Annotated in this window: 15 protein-coding genes; 9 read left to right on the top strand and 6 right to left on the bottom strand. The window is 69.5% G+C overall.

Annotated features, from left to right (window positions below; all coding sequences use genetic code 11):
• Positions 1 to 68: 68 nt before the first annotated feature.
• Positions 69 to 1,070 carry a TerC family protein gene (locus FE633_RS30540; RefSeq protein ID WP_138048412.1) on the top strand — a complete coding sequence of 334 codons (1,002 nt, stop codon included), beginning with the start codon at positions 69 to 71 and terminating at the stop codon, positions 1,068 to 1,070.
• 132 nt (positions 1,071 to 1,202) lie between these two features.
• On the opposite strand, the gene FE633_RS30535 is transcribed toward FE633_RS30540, so the two are convergent.
• Complete coding sequence (locus FE633_RS30535) at positions 1,203 to 2,525, bottom strand: MFS transporter (protein ID WP_138048411.1); 1,323 nt, start codon at positions 2,523 to 2,525, stop codon at positions 1,203 to 1,205.
• A gap of 175 nt (positions 2,526 to 2,700) precedes the next feature.
• Between FE633_RS30535 and aroQ the strand changes: the two genes are divergently transcribed.
• Positions 2,701 to 3,174, top strand: coding sequence for a type II 3-dehydroquinate dehydratase (gene aroQ, locus FE633_RS30530; protein ID WP_138048410.1), 474 nt, complete (start codon positions 2,701 to 2,703; stop codon positions 3,172 to 3,174).
• Positions 3,175 to 3,479: 305 nt separating this feature from the next.
• Here aroQ and FE633_RS30525 read toward each other — a convergent pair whose 3' ends face one another.
• Both FE633_RS30525 and FE633_RS30520 read right to left on the bottom strand, forming a co-directional pair.
• The gene (locus tag FE633_RS30525) at positions 3,480 to 4,136 is read right to left on the bottom strand and encodes an MBL fold metallo-hydrolase (RefSeq protein WP_138048409.1); all 657 of its coding nucleotides are present in this window, start codon (positions 4,134 to 4,136) and stop codon (positions 3,480 to 3,482) included.
• Between the two features lie 10 nt (positions 4,137 to 4,146).
• Entirely contained in the window at positions 4,147 to 4,872 is a 726-nt protein-coding gene (locus FE633_RS30520; RefSeq protein WP_138048408.1) for a maleylpyruvate isomerase family mycothiol-dependent enzyme, read from the bottom strand.
• A gap of 222 nt (positions 4,873 to 5,094) precedes the next feature.
• Here FE633_RS30520 and uvrA point away from each other — a divergent pair, with 222 nt between their 5' ends.
• The gene (gene uvrA / locus FE633_RS30515) at positions 5,095 to 8,133 is read left to right on the top strand and encodes an excinuclease ABC subunit UvrA (protein WP_138048407.1); all 3,039 of its coding nucleotides are present in this window, start codon (positions 5,095 to 5,097) and stop codon (positions 8,131 to 8,133) included.
• 75 nt (positions 8,134 to 8,208) lie between these two features.
• Here uvrA and FE633_RS30510 read toward each other — a convergent pair whose 3' ends face one another.
• The 3 genes from FE633_RS30510 to FE633_RS30500 form a co-directional block, all read right to left on the bottom strand.
• Positions 8,209 to 9,129: a carbohydrate kinase family protein gene (locus tag FE633_RS30510; RefSeq protein ID WP_138048406.1), complete on the bottom strand. Its 921-nt coding sequence runs from the start codon at positions 9,127 to 9,129 to the stop codon at positions 8,209 to 8,211.
• Positions 9,126 to 10,157 carry a LacI family DNA-binding transcriptional regulator gene (locus FE633_RS30505; protein WP_138048405.1) on the bottom strand — a complete coding sequence of 344 codons (1,032 nt, stop codon included), beginning with the start codon at positions 10,155 to 10,157 and terminating at the stop codon, positions 9,126 to 9,128. The genes FE633_RS30510 and FE633_RS30505 overlap by 4 nt, the downstream gene beginning before the upstream one ends.
• Positions 10,158 to 10,323: 166 nt before the next feature.
• Complete coding sequence (locus FE633_RS30500; RefSeq protein ID WP_138048404.1) at positions 10,324 to 11,271, bottom strand: hypothetical protein; 948 nt, start codon at positions 11,269 to 11,271, stop codon at positions 10,324 to 10,326.
• Between the two features lie 270 nt (positions 11,272 to 11,541).
• Here FE633_RS30500 and uvrC point away from each other — a divergent pair, with 270 nt between their 5' ends.
• From uvrC to gap, 6 genes are all read left to right on the top strand, one after another.
• Positions 11,542 to 13,587 carry an excinuclease ABC subunit UvrC gene (gene uvrC / locus FE633_RS30495; protein WP_138048403.1) on the top strand — a complete coding sequence of 682 codons (2,046 nt, stop codon included), beginning with the start codon at positions 11,542 to 11,544 and terminating at the stop codon, positions 13,585 to 13,587.
• Positions 13,584 to 14,573, top strand: a complete 990-nt coding sequence (gene rapZ, locus FE633_RS30490) for an RNase adapter RapZ (protein ID WP_138048402.1) — start codon at positions 13,584 to 13,586, stop codon at positions 14,571 to 14,573. The genes uvrC and rapZ overlap by 4 nt, the downstream gene beginning before the upstream one ends.
• Positions 14,570 to 15,640, top strand: coding sequence for a gluconeogenesis factor YvcK family protein (locus tag FE633_RS30485; protein WP_138048401.1), 1,071 nt, complete (start codon positions 14,570 to 14,572; stop codon positions 15,638 to 15,640). Before rapZ ends, FE633_RS30485 begins: the two co-directional genes overlap by 4 nt.
• Positions 15,631 to 16,620: a DNA-binding protein WhiA gene (gene whiA, locus FE633_RS30480; RefSeq protein WP_138048400.1), complete on the top strand. Its 990-nt coding sequence runs from the start codon at positions 15,631 to 15,633 to the stop codon at positions 16,618 to 16,620. The genes FE633_RS30485 and whiA overlap by 10 nt, the downstream gene beginning before the upstream one ends.
• Positions 16,621 to 16,782: 162 nt before the next feature.
• Entirely contained in the window at positions 16,783 to 19,734 is a 2,952-nt protein-coding gene (locus tag FE633_RS30475; RefSeq protein ID WP_138048399.1) for a M14 family metallopeptidase, read from the top strand.
• A gap of 203 nt (positions 19,735 to 19,937) precedes the next feature.
• Positions 19,938 to 20,948, top strand: coding sequence for a type I glyceraldehyde-3-phosphate dehydrogenase (gene gap, locus FE633_RS30470; protein WP_119105040.1), 1,011 nt, complete (start codon positions 19,938 to 19,940; stop codon positions 20,946 to 20,948).
• Positions 20,949 to 21,066 lie beyond the last annotated feature (118 nt).

Below are 21,066 nucleotides of genomic sequence, written 5' to 3'. Positions count from 1 at the left end.
GTCCGGGTGGAAGAGACCTCCGGCAGCGACGACGCTGACATTTGCCGTTACGTACTGCCGGAGGCGCAGTGGATGTCTCGACGACCCTTTGGGTCCTGACCATCGTGGGCCTTGCCGCCCTGATCGCGGTCGATTTCTTCATCGGCCGCAAGCCCCACGACGTATCGATCAAGGAAGCAGGAATCTGGACGGTCGTCTGGATTGTCCTGGCCGGACTGTTCGGACTCGGCCTGCTGGTCTTCGGTGGCGGCCAGCCCGCCGGGGAGTTCTTCGCGGGCTTCATCACCGAGAAGTCGCTGAGCGTCGACAACCTCTTCGTCTTCGTGCTGATCATGGCGAAGTTCTCGGTGCCCTCGCAGTACCAGCAGCGAGTACTGCTCGTCGGCGTACTGATAGCGCTCGTGCTCCGCGCGATATTCATCGCCGCGGGTGCGGCGATCATCGCGAGCTTCTCGTGGGTCTTCTACATCTTCGGTGCGTTCCTCATCTACACCGCCTGGAAGCTGATCCAGGAGGCCAGGGCCGACGAGTCGGAGGAGGACTGGGAGGAGAACAAGCTCCTCAAGGCCGCCGAGAAGCGCTTCGGCGTCGCCGACCGCTACCACGGCACCAAGCTGTGGATCCAGCAGAACGGCAAGCGGGTCATGACGCCGATGCTGGTCGTCATGCTCGCGATCGGCACCACGGACGTGCTCTTCGCGCTCGACTCGATCCCCGCGATCTTCGGCCTGACGCAGGATCCGTACATCGTGTTCACGGCCAACGCGTTCGCGCTGATGGGTCTGCGACAGCTGTACTTCCTCATTGGCGGGCTCCTCAGGAAGCTGGTCCACCTCAGCTACGGACTGTCGGTCATCCTCGGCTTTATCGGCGTCAAGCTGGTGCTGCACGCGCTGCACGAGTCAGGCGTCCACGTCCCGGAGATCTCCATCCCGGTCTCGCTCGGCGTGATCTGCGCCGTCCTGATCGTCACGACGATCACCAGCCTCATGGCGTCCAAGAAGCAGGCGGCAGCCGAGGCGGCGCGACAGGAGACCGAAGGCACTCCGAAGGACAGCATCGAGGCCTGATGGCCGCGGGCTGACGGCTGACGGCCGAGGGGCGACGGTCGAGGCCTGACGGGTCCCCCTCTCGCAACAAGCAGCACCGGGAGCAAAGTTCGGCACATCGCCGGCCACCGCTCCCGGTGCTTGCTCGTGCCGTCAAGGAACCCTGCCGTCGCCCACGATGACGGGCTCCGTCGTCTCGACCCGGACGGGCCGGGTCTCCGGAAGCAGCGCGAAGCAGGCCAGGCTGAGCAGTGCGATGCCCGTCAGATACGCGGCCACGCCCCAGGGGACCCGCCCGCCCTGCTCACTCACCGCCGTCGCCACGATCGGCGTGAGCGCGCCCCCGAGCACCCCGCCCAGGTTGTAGCCCACCGCGGCACCCGTGCAGCGCACCCTCGGCTCGTACAACTCCGGCAGATACGCGCCGATCACGGCGAACATCGTGATGAACGCGACCATCGCCACCAGGAAGCCCAGGAACATGAGCAGCGGTTCGCCGGTCGACAGCAGCGCGATCATCGGGAACATCCACAGCGCGGCGGCCGCGCAGCCCGCCAGGCACAGCGGTCGCCGCCCATAGCGGTCGCCGAGATGGGCCGCCAGCGGTGTCAGAGCGCCCTTCACCACGACGGCGGCCATGATGCAGGCCAGCATGACCGTTCGGCTCACACCGAGGCGCTCGGTCCCGTACGAGAGGGACCAGGTCGTCACCGCGTAGAACACCGCGTACCCGACCGCCAGTGCCCCGGCCGTCAGCAGGACGAGCCGCCAGTGTCCGCGCACCACCTCGGCGAGCGGCACGCGCGCGTGCTCCCGCAGTTCGAGGAACCGCGGGCTCTCCGTGAGCGACGAACGCAGCCACAGCCCCGCCGCCGCGAGTACGCCCGCAGCCCAGAACGGCACCCGCCAGCCCCAGGACGAGAACTGTGCGTCGGAGAGCGTCGCCGACAGCACCAGCGTCACACCGTTGGCGAGCACGAACCCCACCGCGGGGCCGATCTGCGGGAAGCTCGACCACAGCCCGCGCCGCTCGGCGGGGGCGTGCTCCGCGGTCAAAAGCACCGCCCCGCCCCACTCCCCGCCGAGCCCGAGCCCCTGCAGAAAACGCAGCACCAGGAGGAGCACGGGGGCGGCCGTTCCGATCGCGTCGTACGTCGGTACGCAGCCGACCGCGACGGTAGCGGTGCCCGTCAGCAACAAGGAGACGACGAGAACGGGCCGCCGCCCGTGCCGGTCCCCGATGTGCCCGAAGAGGATCGAGCCCAGCGGCCGCGCCACGAAACCGACACCGAAGGTCCCGAAGGCGGCCAGCGTCCCGGCCACCGGCGAGAACGTCGGGAAGAACAGGGGCCCCAGGATGAGCGCGGCCGCCGTCCCGTAGATGAAGAAGTCATAGAACTCGATGGCCGTCCCGGCGAGCGAAGCGGCCGCGAGCCGCAGCATGGAGGGTGCCCTTACGGGGCGTACGTCGTGCATGCTGCGTCAACTACCCACCGTGACGGGTGGTTACGGGGCCGTGCGGGGGCTCGGGCCTCCGTCAGCAGGTGACCGTGATGCGCCGGGGCCGGACCGTCCACGCGCGCACCGTGATAGACCGGGTCCGAGCAGCGGTCCTGAACGGGCCGGCAGACCTGAACGGACCGGAGGAACCGTGCCCCGCACCCTCGCCAACGCCCCGATCATGATTCTCAACGGCCCCAACCTGAACCTCCTGGGTCAGCGTCAGCCGGAGATCTACGGCTCCGACACGCTCGCCGACGTCGAGGCGATGTGCGCCAAGGCGGCGGCCGCGCACGGCGGCACGGTGGACTTCCGGCAGTCCAACCACGAGGGCGAGCTGGTCGACTGGATCCACGAGGCGCGCCTGCACCACGTCGGCATCGTGATCAACCCCGGCGCCTACTCGCACACCTCGGTCGCGATTCTGGACGCGCTCAACACCTGCGACGGCATGCCGGTGTTGGAGGTCCACATCTCCAACATCCACCAGCGTGAGGAGTTCCGGCACCACTCGTACGTATCGCTCCGCGCCGATGGCGTGATCGCGGGCTGTGGCGTGCAGGGGTACGTGTTCGGGGTGGAGCGGGTCGCGGCGCTGGCGGGAGCGGGACGGGCGGACGCCTGACCCGGACCATCCGGGCACCCCGGTGGCGGTGGTCGGTCGCCGGACGTCGACCGACCGCCGCCGTGGCGGGGCCGCCGGTCGAGGGCGGGGATCGGATGACCGACGGCCCGTCCGCTCAGGAGCCGTCTTCCTGTGCGGGCCACCTTCCAGTGGACCGCTCGGCCACGTGCGCCGGGAGCGCGCGCGTGACACCGGCGCGTGCGCTCGGTTCACACGGGGCGCGCAATTGAGCGAATGCCCCGTGGAAGTCCTGTATGCCGCGAGAGAACTGACGGTGCGTCAATCACGTCCGGCCGCAGGAAGGGTCACCAGCCCCGCGCGTGCCACTCCGGCAGATGCGGCCGCTCCGCGCCCAGCGACGTGTCGTTGCCGTGGCCCGGGTAGACCCAGGTCTCGTCCGGGAGTGCGTCGAAGATCTTCGTCTCGACATCGTGGATCAGACTGGCGAACGCCTTCGGATCCTTACGGGTGTTGCCCACACCGCCCGGGAAGAGGCAGTCACCCGTGAACACATGAGGATGCCCGTGCGGATCGTCGTAGACGAGCGCGATGGAGCCCGGCGTGTGCCCCACCAGGTGGCGCGCGGTCAACTCCACGCGCCCCACCCGGATCGTGTCACCGTCGTCGACCAGGACGTCGGTCGGTACGGGGATGCCCTCGGCGTCGTCCCGGCCCGCGTAGGTACGCGCGCCCGTAGCCGCCACGACCTCCGCGAGCGCCTGCCAGTGGTCGCCGTGCTGATGAGTGGTGACCACGGAGGCGATCCCGTCTCCGCCGATCAGCGTGAGCAGCGTCCCGGCGTCGTTGGCCGCGTCGATCAGCAGCTGCTCGTCCGTGGCCCGGCAGCGCAGCAGATAGGCGTTGTTGTCCATCGGGCCGACCGCGACCTTGGAGATCATCAGGTCCTGCAACTCGTGCACATCCGCAGGGCCGCCGACCTTCACTGCTCCGCTGTACGTCATGTCGTCCAGCCTATAGCGGGGGGAGTGCGGGCAGCGGTCCGCCTTCGGTGCTCAGCGCGGACCCGTCGCGACGCCCGGCGAGCCACCCGAGGATGTCGGCCCGGCGGCCGCTGACCGTGAGCTCGAACCGGGGCTCGTGGCCCCGCTCGACCTCTTCCAGGGTGACCCCCTCGACCGCCCCGGTGGCCAGCCCGCGGCCATCGTCCTGCCGGATGAGCAGGGCGGGTACCCCGGGATGACCGCGGAAGCGGTTGGCGAGGAAATTGATCTCCCGTTGGGTGAACTCCTCCGACAGGTCCTCGAGCTCGTATCCGATCCCGAGATCCACGTGATGCAGCTCGACCTCGATCCACCGCCGGAACGGCACCGCGGACGCCGTGTCGGTGACCTGGTTGCGCAGCTCCACGGTGCGCGACCAGTCCGCGGGCACGGCCCCCGCCGCCTGGAAACGGGCCGCGCTCTCACGCAGGTCGGTGAGCTGGATGTCCAACGGCCGCGGTGCGTCCCGCTCGATGTCGGCGTCCCGGGCCTGTGCGGAGGCATACATGGGGCGCCCCTCGAGGACGTTCACGAGAGCGTCCGCGTTGCGGGCGAGATGGGCCAGGACATGGCCTCGGCTCCAGCCGGGGAGGCGTGACGGCTCGGCCACGGCGGCGTTGTCCAATGAGGCGGCTGCGGTGAGCAGCCGCTCGGTCGCTTCACGTACAGACTCCAGGTCGCGCACATGATCAATCATGGGCCGACGATAGCCCCGCCACACGTTTCGGTGAAGGTGGTGGACCACCCCCCAAAATCGAATGCGCGTGCTATAGGCTCGGGCGCGGCGTCGGGCATGCTGGATGGCCCGGGATTGTTACCAACAAGGGAAACCGAACCGGCGCTGTCAGTGGCTCCCCCTAGTCTGAGAAAGACGGGGGCCCCGCCCCTGTCACTTCTCTCAAGAAAGGTGCGGACCGGCGTGGCCGACCGTCTCATCGTCCGTGGCGCGCGCGAGCACAACCTGAAGAATGTCTCGCTCGACCTCCCGCGCGACTCGCTCATCGTCTTCACGGGCCTGTCCGGGTCGGGCAAGTCCTCGCTCGCCTTCGACACGATCTTCGCCGAGGGGCAGCGCAGGTATGTGGAGTCGCTCTCCTCGTATGCCCGGCAGTTCCTCGGGCAGATGGACAAGCCGGACGTCGACTTCATCGAGGGCCTGTCGCCGGCTGTCTCCATCGACCAGAAGTCGACCTCGCGCAACCCGCGCTCGACGGTCGGCACCATCACCGAGGTCTACGACTACCTGCGTCTGCTCTTCGCGCGCATCGGCAAGCCGCACTGCCCCGAGTGCGGCCGCCCCATCTCGCGCCAGTCGCCGCAGGCGATCGTCGACAAGGTGCTGGCGCTGCCCGAGGGGAGCCGTTTCCAGGTCCTGTCGCCGCTGGTGCGTGAGCGCAAGGGCGAGTTCGTCGACCTCTTCGCCGATCTCCAGACCAAGGGATACAGCCGGGCCAGGGTCGACGGGGAGACGATCCAGCTCAGCGACCCCCCGAAGCTGAAGAAGCAGGAGAAGCACACCATCGAGGTGGTCGTCGACCGCCTCACGGTGAAGGAGGGCGCCAAGCGCCGCCTCACGGACTCCGTGGAGACCGCGCTCGGCCTGTCCGGCGGCATGGTCGTGCTCGACTTCGTCGATCTCCCCGACGACGACCCCGAGCGCGAGCGCATGTACTCGGAGCACCTCTACTGCCCGTACGACGACCTGTCCTTCGAGGAGCTGGAGCCCCGCTCCTTCTCCTTCAACTCGCCCTTCGGCGCCTGCCCGGACTGCACGGGCATCGGCAGCCGCATGGAGGTCGACCCCGAGCTGATCGTCCCGGACGAGGAGAAGTCGCTCGACGAGGGCGCCATCCACCCCTGGTCGCACGGGCACACCAAGGACTACTTCGGTCGCCTGATCGGAGCCCTCGCGGACGCGTTGGGATTCCGGACCGACATCCCCTTCGCGGGCCTTCCGCAGCGCGCCAGGAAGGCCCTCCTGCACGGGCACAAGACGCAGATCGAGGTGCGGTACCGCAACCGCTACGGGCGCGAGCGGGTCTACACCACGCCCTTCGAAGGCGCCGTCCCCTTCGTGAAGCGGCGGCACAGCGAAGCCGAGAGCGACGCGAGCCGCGAGCGCTTCGAGGGCTACATGCGAGAGGTGCCCTGCCCCACCTGTGAGGGCACGCGTCTGAAGCCCCTCATCCTCGCGGTCACCGTCCTGGGGAAGTCGATCGCCGAGGTCTCGGCGATGTCGATCAGCGACTGCGCGGACTTCCTGGGTGAGATGACGCTCAACGCACGCGACAAGAAGATCGCCGAGCGCGTCCTGAAGGAAGTCAACGAAAGGCTGCGGTTCCTCGTCGACGTCGGCCTCGACTACCTGTCGCTGAACCGCGCGGCGGGCACCCTCTCCGGCGGCGAGGCCCAGCGCATTCGCCTGGCCACCCAGATCGGGTCCGGACTCGTCGGCGTCCTCTACGTCCTCGACGAGCCCTCCATCGGCCTGCACCAGCGCGACAACCACCGCCTCATCGAGACCCTGGTCCGGCTGCGCGACATGGGCAACACGCTCATCGTCGTCGAGCACGACGAGGACACCATCAAGACCGCCGACTGGATCGTCGACATCGGCCCCGGCGCGGGCGAGCACGGCGGCAAGGTCGTGCACAGCGGTCCCCTGAAGGAGCTGCTGGCGAACCCCGAGTCGGTGACCGGGCAGTACCTCGCCCGCAAGAAGGAGATCCCGCTCCCGGACATCCGCCGCCCGGCCGACCCGGGCCGCAGGCTCACCGTGCACGGCGCCCGCGAGAACAACCTCCAGGACATCGACGTGTCGTTCCCCCTGGGCGTCCTCACGGCCGTCACGGGCGTCTCGGGCTCCGGCAAGTCGACGCTGGTCAACGACATCCTCTACACACACCTGGCCCGCGAGCTGAACGGCGCCCGGAACGTTCCCGGGCGGCACACGCGCGTGGACGGCGACGACCTCGTCGACAAGGTCGTGCACGTCGACCAGTCGCCGATCGGCCGGACTCCCCGGTCGAATCCGGCGACGTACACCGGAGTCTTCGACAACGTCCGCAAGCTGTTTGCGGAGACGACCGAGGCGAAGGTCCGCGGCTACCTGCCCGGCCGCTTCTCCTTCAACGTCAAGGGCGGCCGCTGCGAGAACTGCTCCGGCGACGGCACCATCAAGATCGAGATGAACTTCCTTCCGGACGTGTACGTCCCCTGCGAGGTCTGCCACGGGGCGCGCTACAACCGGGAGACCCTGGAAGTCCACTACAAGGGCAAGTCCATCTCCGAGGTCCTGGACATGCCGATCGAGGAGGCCCTCGGCTTCTTCGAGGCCGTGCCGGCGATCGCCCGCCACCTGAGGACCCTCAACGACGTCGGTCTCGGCTATGTACGGCTCGGCCAGCCCGCGCCGACCCTCTCCGGCGGTGAGGCCCAGCGCGTGAAGCTGGCCTCCGAACTCCAGAAGCGGTCGACGGGACGTACGGTCTACGTCCTCGACGAGCCGACCACCGGTCTGCACTTCGAGGACATCAGCAAGCTGATCTCGGTCCTGTCCGACCTGGTCGACAAGGGCAACACGGTCATCGTCATCGAGCACAACCTCGACGTCATCAAGACCGCGGACTGGGTCGTCGACATGGGTCCCGAGGGCGGCAGCGGCGGAGGCCTCGTCATCGCCGAGGGCACGCCCGAGGAGGTCGCCGGGGTGCCGGCCAGCCACACCGGCAAGTTCCTGCGCGAGGTTCTCGGTGCCGAGCGCGTCAGCGACGCCGAACCGGTGAAGGCCCCGCGCAAGGCGGCGGCCAAGAAGGCGGTGGCCGTCAAGGCCACGGCGAGGAAGACGGCGACGGCCAGAACCGCCAACAGCACGGCCACTACGAAGGCCGCCGCGGTCACGAAGAAGGCGAGCCCGGCGAAGAAGGCGACACGGGCCCGGAAGGTTCAGGGCGGCTGACCGAGCAATGCGCCGCGCCCCACGGAGAGTTCCCGTGGGGCGCGGCGCGTCGGTGTGGGCCGGACAGCCCGGTCGTCACAGGGCCTGGAGGTCGCCCACCTCGTAGGCGTACGGCGGCTCCGCGCCCGCCCGTGAGCAGGTGATCGCCGCCGCGCGCGCCGCGAACCGCAGCAGCGCGGTCCAGCCGTCGGCACCCAGGCCCGCCAGTCCCGCCGGGGACAGGGCGTCACGTGCGGCGAGGCCGTGCAGCAGCGCCGCGTTCACCGTGTCGCCCGCGCCGATCGTGTCCACCACGTCGACTCGCTCGCCCGGCACCGTGTACTCCGCGCCGTCGTGTGTGAAGACCGTCAGGCCGTCCCCGCCCCGTGTGACCACGACCGCCGACGGCCCCGACGCCAGCCACTCGCGCGGGGTGCCGCCGAGCCAGTCCGCGTCCTCCTGGGACAGCTTGAGCAGCGACACCGAGGGCAGCCAGCTCTTGAACCGTGCCCGGTAGGCGTCCGCGTCGGATATCAGCACGGTGCGGATGTTCGGGTCGAGCGCGGTGAACACGCCCTGGGCGGAGGCGGCCCGCATCAGCTCCTCGTAGGCGCTCGCGCCCGGTTCGAGCACGAGCGAACAGGTGCCGAACGACACCGCACTCGTTCCGTGCGGAAGGTGGTCCGGTGCCGAGAACAGCCGGTCCGCCGTGCCCTCGACGTAGAACGAGTAACGGGCCGAGCCGTCCGCGTCGATCGTGGCGACCGCGAGGGTCGTCGGCTCCGATCCCCGCTGCACGGACGACACGTCGACACCCGCCTCGCGCAGCCCGCCGACCAGGGCCTCACCGAAGGCGTCGTCCGACACCCGGGAGCAGAAGGCGGCCGGGGAGCCGAGGCGGCCGAGCGCGACCGCCGTGTTGTACGGGCCGCCGCCGCGGCGCGGATCGAGTCCCGCGAGCGCGCCCGCCTCTCTCGGCACCAGGTCGATCAGGGCCTCACCGGCGACGACGATCACGAGTCGGGTCCTTTCTCGGGGCAGCCGCACGAGGTGCGGTGAACGAAGGCGGAGGGCAGCCGGAGCGTCCGGGCCGGACGGCCGGGGGAGGCCAGCCGGTCCAGGAGCAGCCGCACGGCACTGGCCCCGATGTCCTTGCTGGGCTGGGAGATCGCGGTGAGCCGGGGCGAGAAGAGGTCCGCCCAGGAGAAGTCGTCGAAGCAGCACAAGGCCATGTCACCGGGCACGGACAGGTCCTTCTCGCGCAGCGCCCGCAGCGCCCCGATGGTCATGGTGTTGTTGGCCGTGACGAGCGCCGTCGGTCGCGTCGGCAGGGACAACAGCTCGCCGGTCGCCCGCTCGGCACCCTCCGCCTCGGAGCTGCCGGACACCACGAGACGCTCGTCGTACGGGAGCCCCGCGGCCGCGAGCCCGTGCCGGTAACCGGAGATCCGTTCGCTCGTGGTGCTCAGCCCCGGCAGGCCCCCGACCAGGCCGATCCTCTTGTGGCCCAGCTCGGCGAGGTGGGTGACCAGGCGCGCGACGGGCTCGGCGTTCTCCGCGCAGACCTGGTCGTACTCGAACCCCGGCACCTCGCCACCGTCGACCAGCCGGTCCAGGAAGACCGTCGGCACGTGCTGGCGCCCGAGGTAGCCGATGAGCTCGGCCGGCTGCGCCGACGGCGCGACGATCATGCCGTCCACCCGGCGCTCGTGGAGCAGCTGGACCACTTTGCGCTCATGCGCCGGATCGTCGTGCGGGTCCGCGATCAGCAGGCTGTATCCGTGCTCCAGGGCACCGGCCTCCACGCCTTGCAGGATCTCCGTGAAGTAGGGATTGCTGACCGCCGACACCGCGAGCCCGATGGACCGCGTACGCGCGGTCACCAGGGATCTGGCCAGTGTGTTGGGCGTGTAGCCGAGTTCGTCGATGGCGTCGAGCACGGCCTGGCGGGTGGCCGGCCGCACCGGGCGGGTGTCGTTGAGCACGTGCGAGACCGTCGCGACGGAGACGCCCGCGCTTCGGGCCACGTCGACCATCGTCGCCATCGCTGTGCCCCTTCTCTCGCCCGGTGGGGCGCCGTCTGGAGGGGACCGTACCCCATGGGACGGGAAACGTAAACGCTTGCGTAAGCGTTTACGCAAGCGTTTGAACGGAGGCGTCGCAAAGCCTCCGGACAGAAACCCCCGGCCGACCGGACCTGACCTCAGGCGGTCACTCCCAGTCCCACCCGATCCCCACGATCCCCGGCCGCACCCGCGGCTCGACCATGTGCACCGACCGGTGGCGGCCGCTCAGCGTCAGCTCCTGACGGCCACTGCGCGGCGCCGCCGCCGAGTGCTGCGTGAACCGGTGACAGCGCACGGGCAGCGTGTCCTCGGCGAACCGCACCTGAAGCGCGTACTGCCCGCCCGAGACGCGGAAGCCGCGGACGTACTCGCTGGACGCGCCGGCCGTGCCGTCCTCGACGCCGTAGCGGAACAGATGGGTGTCGCCCGTACGCAGCCGCGTGTCGAAGAGCAGCTCCGCCACGAGTACACCGGTGTCATGGTGCCAACGCACGCGTCCCGTGTGGCAGTTCTCCAGCGCGTGCACCGTCATGCGCTCCGGCGCGCATCCCGGGTCGCCGTGGTGGATGGCCACATAGCGGTCGATGCCGTCCTTGTGGGCGCGCACGATGTGGTGCGAGTCGCGCCCCAGCAGCTCCCTGCGCGTCCCGATCCGTACGCACTCGTGGTGGCCGAGGGTGTGCAGTCCGCCGTCGAGCGTCGTCCCCAGCTCGGCGAGCAGCTTCTCCAGGATGCCGGAGGCCTCCACCAGGGAGCGGTACGAACGGGCCGAGGAGCGTTCCGGGCCGGAGCGGTCGTCGGCCTCGGCGAGCAGCCGTATCAGCGACTCGTCCGGCAGTTTGAGGATCTCCTCCAGGGCGCGCACGGCCCGCAGCGACTCGGGGCGTTGAGGGCGCCGGGCGCCCTGCTGCCAGTAGCTCAGGCTCGTCACACCGACCTTCACCCCATAGCGCGTCAGGTGGTGCTGTACGCGCTGCAGCGGCAGTCCGCGCGCGGCGATCGCGGCGCGCAGGGCGACATGGAAGGGCCCGCCATGCAGGGCCGTCTCCAGTTCGGCGGTGGCGACGTCCGCGTACTGTGTGCCGTGCCGCATGCGGGGGGCCTTTCTGTGGATGCTCACAACGGCCGCCGGGGCCGTTCACGCTGTTCGGAGGGGCACCCGGCCGGCGCGCGGGAGAGGCCCACATGCGTGCGCCGTCGTTCACGGCCCCGAGTCACCCCGCATTGAAGCGTGTTGATCAGGACCGGACAACACTTGATGCTCAACCGGAGCATCCACCGCCGTGTCCTCGCCGTCTTCACCTTGCCGGAGTCCCGCCTCCACGCCGCCGCGCTGTCACCCCTCGCCAGTAGGGTGTGAGACATGGCCGATCCGTCCAGCTACCGCCCCAAGCCAGGGCAGATCCCCGACTCGCCGGGGGTCTACAAATTCCGTGACGAGCACCGCAGGGTGATCTACGTCGGAAAGGCGAAGAGCCTGCGCCAGCGCCTGGCGAACTACTTCCAGGACCTGGCCGGCCTCCACCCACGTACGCGCTCCATGGTCACGACGGCCGCGTCGGTGGAATGGACGGTGGTGTCCACGGAGGTCGAGGCGCTGCAGCTGGAGTACTCCTGGATCAAGGAGTACGACCCCCGTTTCAACGTCAAGTACCGCGACGACAAGAGCTACCCGTACCTCGCCGTCACCATGAACGAGCAGTTCCCGCGCGTGCAGGTGATGCGCGGCCACAAGCGCAAGGGCGTACGGTACTTCGGCCCGTACGCGCACGCGTGGGCGATCCGCGACACCGTGGACCTCCTGCTGCGCGTCTTTCCCGTCCGCACCTGCTCCGCTGGTGTCTTCAAGAACGCCGAGCGCACCGGCCGCCCCTGTCTGCTCGGCTACATCGGCAAGTGCTCGGCCCCCTGCGTCGAGCGGATCTCCGCCGAGGACCACCGTGAACTCGCCGACGAGTTCTGCGACTTCATGGCCGGCCGCACGGGGACGTACATCCGCCGCCTGGAGCGGCAGATGACGGACGCGGCCGAGGAGATGGAGTACGAGCGCGCGGCTCGCCTCCGCGACGACATCGAGGCCCTCAAGAAGGCCATGGAGAAGAACGCGGTGGTGCTCGCCGACGCGACCGACGCCGACCTGATGGCGGTCGCCGAGGACGAGCTGGAAGCGGCCGTGCAGATCTTCCACGTACGCGGGGGACGCGTGCGCGGTCAGCGCGGCTGGGTGACGGACAAGGTCGAGGCCGTCACGACCGCGGACCTCGTCGAACACGCGCTCCAGCAGCTGTACGGGGAGGAGACCGGCGACTCCGTTCCCAAGGAGGTGCTCGTCCCGGCGCTGCCCGACCCGGTGGAACCCGTCCAGGAGTGGCTCACGGAGCGGCGCGGCTCGAACGTGTCGCTGCGCATCCCGCAGCGCGGCGACAAGAAGGCCCTCATGGAGACCGTCCAGCGCAATGCCCTGCAGGCGCTGGGCCTGCACAAGACCAAGCGTGCCTCCGACCTGACCACGCGCTCGCGCGCCCTGGAGGAGATCGCCGAGGCCCTCGACCTGGACAGCGCGCCCCTGCGGATCGAGTGCTACGACATCTCGCACCTGCAGGGGGACGACGTCGTGGCCTCCATGGTGGTCTTCGAGGACGGCCTCCAGCGCAAGAGCGAGTACCGCCGCTTCCAGATCAAGGGCTTCGAGGGACAGGACGACGTCCGGTCCATGCACGAGGTGATCACCCGCCGCTTCAAGCGCTATCTCTCCGAGAAGGAGAAGACCGGCGAGTGGACGGACGGGGAGAACGGACTCACCGAGGACGACGGGCGGCCGAAGCGGTTCGCGTACCCGCCGCAGCTGGTCGTCGTCGACGGCGGGCAGCCGCAGGTCGCGGCGGCCCACCGGGCCCTCGACGAACTGGGCATCGACGACATCGCCGTCTGCGGCCTCGCCAAGCGCCTCGAAGAGGTCTGGCTGCCCGGCGAGGACGACCCCGTGGTGCTGCCACGCACCAGCGAAGGGCTCTATCTTCTTCAGCGTGTACGCGATGAGGCGCACCGCTTCGCGATCACCTACCAGCGCACCAAGCGGGCCAGGCGGTTCAAGGCGAGCCCCTTGGACGACGTGCCGGGCCTCGGCGAGACGCGCAAACAGACGCTGATCAAGCACTTCGGTTCGCTGAAGAAGCTGCGATCCGCGACCATCGACCAGATCTGCGAGGTTCCCGGCATAGGCCGTAAGACGGCCGAGGCGATCGCCGTGGCCCTTGCCCAGGCAGCCCCGGCCGCACCCGCCGTGAACACGGCGACTGGAGAGATCATGGAAGACGAGGAAGACGCGGCACTCGGAACGACGTCGGGTTCCGCGGGGGAGCCCGTATCCGCGGGCGCCTCGGACAAGCGACGGGGGCAGGAGCCATGAACGAGCACGACACGCACGAAGAACCGCACCAGGAGACGATCGAAGATCGCTCGCCCCAGGAAGCGGGCCAGGAAGACGGAGCACAGGTGGGTACGGGCATCGAAACGGCCGGGGTCCCCGAGGCGGCCATCCCCGAGCTGGTGATCATCTCCGGCATGTCCGGCGCGGGCCGGTCGACCGCCGCCAAGTGTCTGGAGGACCTCGGCTGGTTCGTCGTCGACAACCTGCCGCCCGCGCTGATCCCCACCATGGTGGAGCTCGGCGCCCGGTCCCAGGGCAATGTCGCCAGGATCGCGGTCGTCGTCGACGTCCGGGGCCGCCGCTTCTTCGACAACCTCCGCGAGTCCCTCGCGGACCTGGAGGCCAGGAACGTCACACGGAGGATCGTTTTCCTGGAGTCCTCGGACGACGCCCTGGTGCGCCGCTTCGAGTCCGTACGCCGGCCGCACCCCCTCCAGGGCGACGGCCGCATCGTCGACGGCATCGCCGCCGAACGCCAGCTGCTGCGTGAGCTGCGCGGCGACGCCGACCTGGTGATCGACACCTCCAGCCTGAACGTGCACGAGCTGCGCGCCAAGATGGACGCCCAGTTCGCCGGAGAGGAGGAGCCCGAGCTGCGGGCCACCGTCATGTCCTTCGGCTTCAAGTACGGCCTGCCGGTCGACGCCGACCTGGTCGTGGACATGCGGTTCCTGCCCAACCCGCACTGGGTCCCGGAGCTGCGCCAGTTCACCGGCCTCAACGAGGAGGTCGCGGCGTACGTCTTCAATCAGCCCGGTGCCAAGGAGTTCCTCGACCGGTACGCCGAGCTGCTCCGCCTCGTCCAGACCGGATACCGACGCGAGGGCAAGCGTTACGTGACCATCGCGGTCGGCTGCACCGGCGGCAAGCACCGCTCCGTCGCCATGTCGGAGAAGCTCGCCGCACGCCTGGTGTCCGAGGGTGTGGAGACGGTCGTCGTCCACCGGGACATGGGCCGCGAATGACCGGACGTGCTGCTCTGCGGCTGAGCAGGCTGCGCCGGGTGACCGCCGAGGGGCGTGGTGGCAAGCCTGCCGAGGCACGCGGCGGCAAGCCGCGCCGCCGCGGCGCCCAGCCCAAGGTCGTGGCGCTCGGCGGGGGCATGGGCCTGTCCGCCTCGCTCGCCGCCCTGCGCCGAATCACGGGTGCCCTCACCGCGGTCGTCACCGTCGCGGACGACGGCGGGTCCAGCGGTCGCCTGCGCGACGAGCTGGGTGTGCTGCCGCCCGGCGACCTGCGCAAGGCCCTCGCCGCGCTGTGCGGCGACGACGACTGGGGCCAGACCTGGGCCCGCGTCATCCAGTACCGCTTCCAGTCCAAGGGCGACCTGCACGAGCACGCGGTCGGCAATCTGCTGATTGTCGCCCTCTGGGAGCAGCTGGGCGATCACGTCCAGGCCCTGGACCTGGTCGGCAAGCTCCTGGGCGCGCAGGGGCGGGTGCTGCCCATGTCCGCCGTACCTCTGGAGCTCCAGGCCCTCGTCAAGGGGCACGATCCGGCGCGGCCCGACGACATCGACACGGTGCGCGGCCAGGCCACCGTCGCCCTCACCCCCGGTGAGGTGCAGTCCGTGCACCTCCTGCCGCACGACCCGCCCGCCGTCCCCGAGGCCGTCGCGGCGGTCCTCGACGCGGACTGGGTGGTCCTCGGCCCCGGCTCCTGGTTCTCCTCGGTGATCCCGCACCTGCTCGTGCCCGAGCTGCGCGACGCCCTCACGGAGACGAAGGCGCGCCGCGTGCTCTCCTTGAACCTCGCCCCGCAGCCCGGAGAAACCGAGGGCTTCTCCCCGCAGCGTCATTTGGAGGTTTTGGCACGACACGCCCCTAAACTCGCCCTGGACGTGGTGCTGGCCGACGAGGCCGCCGTGCCCGACCGCGATTTACTCACCGAAGCCGCGCAGCGGTTCGAGGCCGCGGTCGAGCTGGCGCCTGTGGCCCGGCCCGACGGGTCTTCGAGGCACGATCCGGAGCTGTTGGCCGCCGCGTACGACCGTATTTTTCGGATGCATGGAAGGATCGGCCCATGGCGATGACGGCAGCGGTGAAGGATGAGATCTCCCGGCTCCCCGTCACCCGGACCTGCTGCAGAAAGGCGGAGGTCTCCGCCATCCTGCGGTTCGCCGGCGGCCTCCACCTGGTGAGCGGCCGCATCGTGATCGAGGCGGAACTGGACACCGCGATGGCGGCGCGCCGCCTCAAGCGGGACATCCTGGAGATCTTCGGTCACAGTTCCGAGCTGATCGTGATGGCTCCCGGCGGTCTGCGCCGCGGCTCGCGCTATGTCGTCCGCGTCGTCGCGGGCGGCGACCAGCTGGCCCGCCAGACCGGGCTCGTCGACGGCCGTGGACGCCCGATCCGGGGTCTCCCGCCGCAGGTGGTCTCGGGGGCCACCTGCGACGCCGAGGCGGCCTGGCGCGGGGCGTTCCTGGCACATGGTTCGCTGACCGAGCCCGGCCGCTCCTCCTCCCTCGAGGTGACCTGCCCGGGCCCGGAGGCGGCGCTCGCGCTCGTCGGTGCGGCCCGCCGCCTGTCGATCGCCGCGAAGGCCCGCGAAGTGCGCGGCGTGGACCGTGTCGTAGTCCGTGACGGTGACGCCATCGGCGCCCTGTTGACCCGACTCGGCGCCCATGAGTCCGTGCTCGCCTGGGAGGAGCGGCGTATGCGGCGCGAGGTGCGCGCCACCGCCAACCGCCTCGCCAACTTCGACGACGCCAACCTGCGCCGGTCCGCGCGCGCCGCCGTCGCCGCCGGAGCCCGTGTGCAGCGCGCGTTGGAGATCCTCGGCGAGGACGTTCCGGAGCACCTCGCCGCCGCCGGACGGCTGCGCATGGAGCACAAGCAGGCCTCGCTGGAGGAGCTGGGCGCGCTCGCCGACCCGCCGCTGACCAAGGACGCCGTCGCGGGTCGCATCCGCCGCCTGCTGGCGATGGCCGACAAGCGGGCCCAGGACCTGGGCATCCCGGGGACGGAGTCGAACCTCACCGAGGAGATGGCCGACAACCTCGCGGGCTGACGGCACGGAACCGCTCGACACCCTCAACACGCCGGTGCAAGCGCCCATTTGGGGCGCCCGCACCGGCGTGTCGCTGTTCTTGACGCCCTCTTGACTTGGCCGCGATGTGTCATGAGCCTGGCACCTGTTCGCCGCTGTGGCGAACCACTGCAAGGGGGGCTCATGAGACGAAGAGCGAGATCGATCCTCGCTGCCGGCGCGCTCCTGCTGGGCGGAGCGGGCATGGCGCCCATGGCGCACGCGGACGACGCCAGTGCGCCCGACCGGGGCGCGGACGAGGTCAAGGTCTTCCGCGCCGAGGTCACCAAGGAGCAGGTACCCCTGCTCCTGGCGGCAGGCCAGGACGGACACGAACTGGGGGAACAGGCACCCGAGAAGGGCACGGCCACGGTCGAGGTGTACCTCACCGACAAGCAGGCCGGGCAACTGGAGAAGAAGGGCGTCGACCTCACCGAGCACAAGCTCTCGGCGAAGGCACGCGCGCGTGTGTCGGCCGCGGGAGACGGGGTCTACCGGCCGTACAGCGGAGAGGGCAACCTCAAGGAGGAGATCGTCAAGACGGGACAGCAGCATCCGTCCCTCACGAAGGTCGTCTCCATCGGCAAGTCCCTCCAGGGCCAGGACATCCTGGCCCTCAAGCTCACCAAGGGCGCCAAGAAGACCAAGGACGGCGCCAAGCCCTCCGTGCTGTACGTGTCCAACCAGCACGCACGTGAGTGGATCACGCCGGAGATGACACGGCGTCTGATGCACTATTACCTGGACAACTACGGCAAGGACAAGCGCGTCACCAGGCTCGTGAACTCCACCGAGCTATGGTTCGTGCTCTCCGCCAACCCCGACGGCTACGACTGGACGTTCAAGGCCGACGGCGACCGCCAGTGGCGCAAGAACATGCGGGACATCAACGGTGACGGCGCCTGGACCACCGGCGACGGCGTCGACCTCAACCGCAACTTCGCCTACAAGTGGGGCTACGACGACGAGGGTTCGTCCCCGTACCCGACCAGCCAGACCTACCGTGGCGCGGCGCCCGGCTCCGAGCCCGAGACCAAGGCGCTGGACGCCTTCGAGAAGCGCATCGGCTTCGAGTACGGCATCAACTACCACTCCGCAGCCGAACTGATCCTCTACGGAGTCGGCTGGCAGGTGGCCACCCCGAGCCCCGACGACGTGCTCTACAAGTCCCTCGCCGGCACGCCCGAGAAACCGGCGATCCCCGGCTACCGCCCGCAGGTCTCCTCCGAGCTCTACACGACCAACGGCGAGGCCGACGGCCACGCGTCCAACGTCAACGGCACGGCGATGTTCACGCCCGAGATGTCGACCTGCCAGAGCGCGTCGAACGTCGACCCGAACGACGCCTGGAACGCGGCGGACTGCGAGTCGATCTTCACCTTCCCGGACGACGAGAAGCTGATCCAGCAGGAGTTCGCGAAGAACGTCCCCTTCGCGCTCTCCGTGGCCGAGACCGCCGCCAAGCCCGACCAGCCGAAGTCCACGGTCGGTATCGACGCGCCCGACTTCACCCCCGCCTCCTTCACGACGTCGTACTCGCGCGGCGCCGACCAGGAGATCTCCGTGGTTGCCTGTAAGTCCGTACGCGACAAGGAGCTCAAGTACCGCGTCAACGGCGGCCGTACGCAGGACCAGGCGCTGGAGGCCTGGGACGGCGGTGAGACCTTCGGCGGCGAGGACAACCTCTACTTCGACGAGTACCGGGCAGCGGTCCAGGACGGCGAGCCGGGCGACAAGGTCGAGGTCTGGTTCACCGGCGAGACGAGAAGCGGAAAGCCCACCGCCAGCGAGCACTTCACGTACACGATCGCCGAACGGCCGCGCGCCGACACGCTGGTGGTCGCCGAGGAGGGGGCCGCGGCGACCCAGGCCCAGAGCTACGTCGACGCCCTGAAGGCCAACGGCCGCAAGCCGCTGGTCTGGGACGTCGCCACGCAGGGCGTGCCGGACGCGCTCGGCGTCCTCGGCCACTTCAAGACGGTCGTCCACTACACGGGCTCCGAACGTCCCGGCTCCGCCACCCAGCTGCAGCTGCGCGGCTACCTCAACGAGGGCGGCAAGCTGATCGAGGCGGGCGAGCAGGCCGGTGGCAACGTCGCGCTGCCGGGCGCGTTGACGAACGACTTCAGCCAGTACTACCTCGGCGCCTACTCGCGTACGACGAGCCCGGGCGTGAAGGCGTTCGAGGGCGCCGGGCGGCTCGCGGGCACCAAGGGCGCGCTCGGCGACGTGCCCGGCAATCCGCTGAACGCGGCCGGGTTGTACAGCGTCACCTCGGACACCCTGCCCGCGGACAAGTACCCGCAGTTCGCGAGCGCGGGCGCGGGCCAGTACCCCGGGAGCGTCAACCCGTACGGCCCGTACGAAGGCGCGTCCATGGCGGCCGTCACCCACTCCGACTTCGCCTGGAACCGTCTCACCCGCACCATCGACCTCACCGGAGTCAGTGCCACGGACGCGCCCGCGCTGCGCACACGGCTCCTCTGGGACACCGAGCAGGGCTACGACCACGCCGTGCTCGAGGCGCACACGGCCGGGGCCGACGACTGGACCACGCTCCCGGAGGCGGGCGGCGCCACCAGCACCGCGGTGCCCGCCGAGTGCGAGGCCGGGTACCTCATCCAGGGGCACCCCGCCCTCAAGAGGTATCTGACCCAGGGCTCGGCCGGCTGCACCCCGACCGGCACGAGCGGCTCCTGGAACAGCTTCACCGGAGCCTCCGAGGGCTGGCAGGAGGTCAACTTCGATCTCTCCGCGTACGCCGGAAAGACGGTGGAGGTTTCGCTGAGCTACATCAGTGACCCCGGCACCGGTGGCCACGGCGTCCTCGCCGACAACGCCTCCGTCGTCATCGGCGGCAAGGCCGGCGAGATCGAGGGCTTCGAGTCCTCGCTCGGGGCCTGGAAGGTGCCCGGTCCGCCCGCGGGCAGCCCCGCGGTCGTCCAGGACTGGGGGCGTGCCGGAGAGCTCTTCAAGACGTACGGAGCGGTCACCACGCGTGACACCGTGCTGCTCGGCTTCGGCCTGGAGCACGTCGGCGCGGCGGCCGACCGTACGGCTCTGCTCGGCAAGGCGCTGGCGGCTCTGAAGAGCTGATCAGCACGTAGTCGGTCACCTCTTCGGGCCTCGTGCCAGGGCGGTCCGTACCCCTACTGACGGGTACGGACCGCCCTGTCGCGTATGGGGCGTCACCGATGTCACTCCAGCCGTCTCAGGGAGGTAGGGTCGTAGGCGGTCGGGGACATCCCATACAACTCGCCGGCGTCGAAAACCGGCGTACCTAACGAGGAGATCGGTTCGTGACGATCCGCGTAGGCATCAACGGCTTTGGCCGCATCGGTCGTAACTACTTCCGCGCGCTGCTGGAGCAGGGTGCAGACATCGAGATCGTGGCTGTCAACGACCTGGGTGACACCGCGACCACCGCTCACCTGCTGAAATACGACACCATCCTGGGCCGCCTCAAGGCCGAGGTGTCCCACACCGAAAACACCATCACGGTGGACGGCCGCACCATCAAGGTGCTCTCCGAGCGGAACCCCGCCGACATTCCGTGGGGCGAGCTGGGTGTGGACATCGTCATCGAGTCGACCGGCATCTTCACGAAGAAGGCCGACGCCGAGAAGCACATCGCCGGCGGCGCCAAGAAGGTCCTCATCTCGGCTCCGGCCAAGGACGAGGACATCACCATCGTCATGGGCGTCAACCACGACAAGTACGACCCGGCGAACCACCACGTCATCTCGAACGCCTCCTGCACCACCAACTGTGTGGCGCCGATGGCCAAGGTGCTCGACGAGAACTTCGGCATCGTCAAGGGCCTGATGACGACGGTCCACGCCTACACGAACGACCAGCGCATCCTGGACTTCCCGCACAAGGACCTGCGCCGCGCCCGCGCCGCCGCCGAGAACATCATCCCGACCACGACGGGTGCGGCCAAGGCCACCGCCCTGGTCCTCCCGCAGCTCAAGGGCAAGCTGGACGGCATCGCGATGCGTGTCCCGGTCCCGACCGGCTCGGCCACCGACCTGGTCGTGGAGCTCCAGCGCGAGGTCACCAAGGACGAGGTCAACGCCGCGTTCAAGAAGGCTGCCGACGACGGCGACCTCAAGGGCGTGCTGGTGTACACCGAGGACCCGATCGTCTCCTCGGACATCGTCAGCGACCCCGCCTCCTGCACCTTCGACTCCTCCCTGACCATGGTCCAGGAGGGCAAGTCGGTGAAGATCCTCGGCTGGTACGACAACGAGTGGGGCTACTCCAACCGCCTCGTGGACCTCACGGTCTTCGTCGGCGGCCAGCTCTGAGTCCCAGAGCAAGCACCTCGATGTGAGCGCAGGGTCCGGGCAGCGTTGCCCGGGCCCTGTCTCACGTACGGATCGATCAGCTCTCCGGGACAATCGATCCGCCCTCCAGGACAAAAGA

The sequence above is a fragment of the Streptomyces montanus genome, from assembly GCF_005786655.1.
Lineage (GTDB): Bacteria > Actinomycetota > Actinomycetes > Streptomycetales > Streptomycetaceae > Streptomyces > Streptomyces sporangiiformans.
This window is presented reverse-complemented; position numbering and strand designations above follow the sequence as displayed.

Coding starts and splice junctions, on each gene's coding strand:
- FE633_RS30525 (WP_138048409.1), bottom strand. CDS start 4,136: ATGACGTACAGCGGAGCAGTGAAGGTCGGCGGCCCTGCGGATGTGCAC.
- whiA (WP_138048400.1), top strand. CDS start 15,631: ATGGCGATGACGGCAGCGGTGAAGGATGAGATCTCCCGGCTCCCCGTC.
- FE633_RS30475 (WP_138048399.1), top strand. CDS start 16,783: ATGAGACGAAGAGCGAGATCGATCCTCGCTGCCGGCGCGCTCCTGCTG.
- FE633_RS30505 (WP_138048405.1), bottom strand. CDS start 10,157: ATGGCGACGATGGTCGACGTGGCCCGAAGCGCGGGCGTCTCCGTCGCG.
- rapZ (WP_138048402.1), top strand. CDS start 13,584: ATGAACGAGCACGACACGCACGAAGAACCGCACCAGGAGACGATCGAA.
- FE633_RS30520 (WP_138048408.1), bottom strand. CDS start 4,872: ATGATTGATCATGTGCGCGACCTGGAGTCTGTACGTGAAGCGACCGAG.
- FE633_RS30535 (WP_138048411.1), bottom strand. CDS start 2,525: ATGCACGACGTACGCCCCGTAAGGGCACCCTCCATGCTGCGGCTCGCG.
- uvrC (WP_138048403.1), top strand. CDS start 11,542: ATGGCCGATCCGTCCAGCTACCGCCCCAAGCCAGGGCAGATCCCCGAC.
- FE633_RS30500 (WP_138048404.1), bottom strand. CDS start 11,271: ATGCGGCACGGCACACAGTACGCGGACGTCGCCACCGCCGAACTGGAG.
- FE633_RS30485 (WP_138048401.1), top strand. CDS start 14,570: ATGACCGGACGTGCTGCTCTGCGGCTGAGCAGGCTGCGCCGGGTGACC.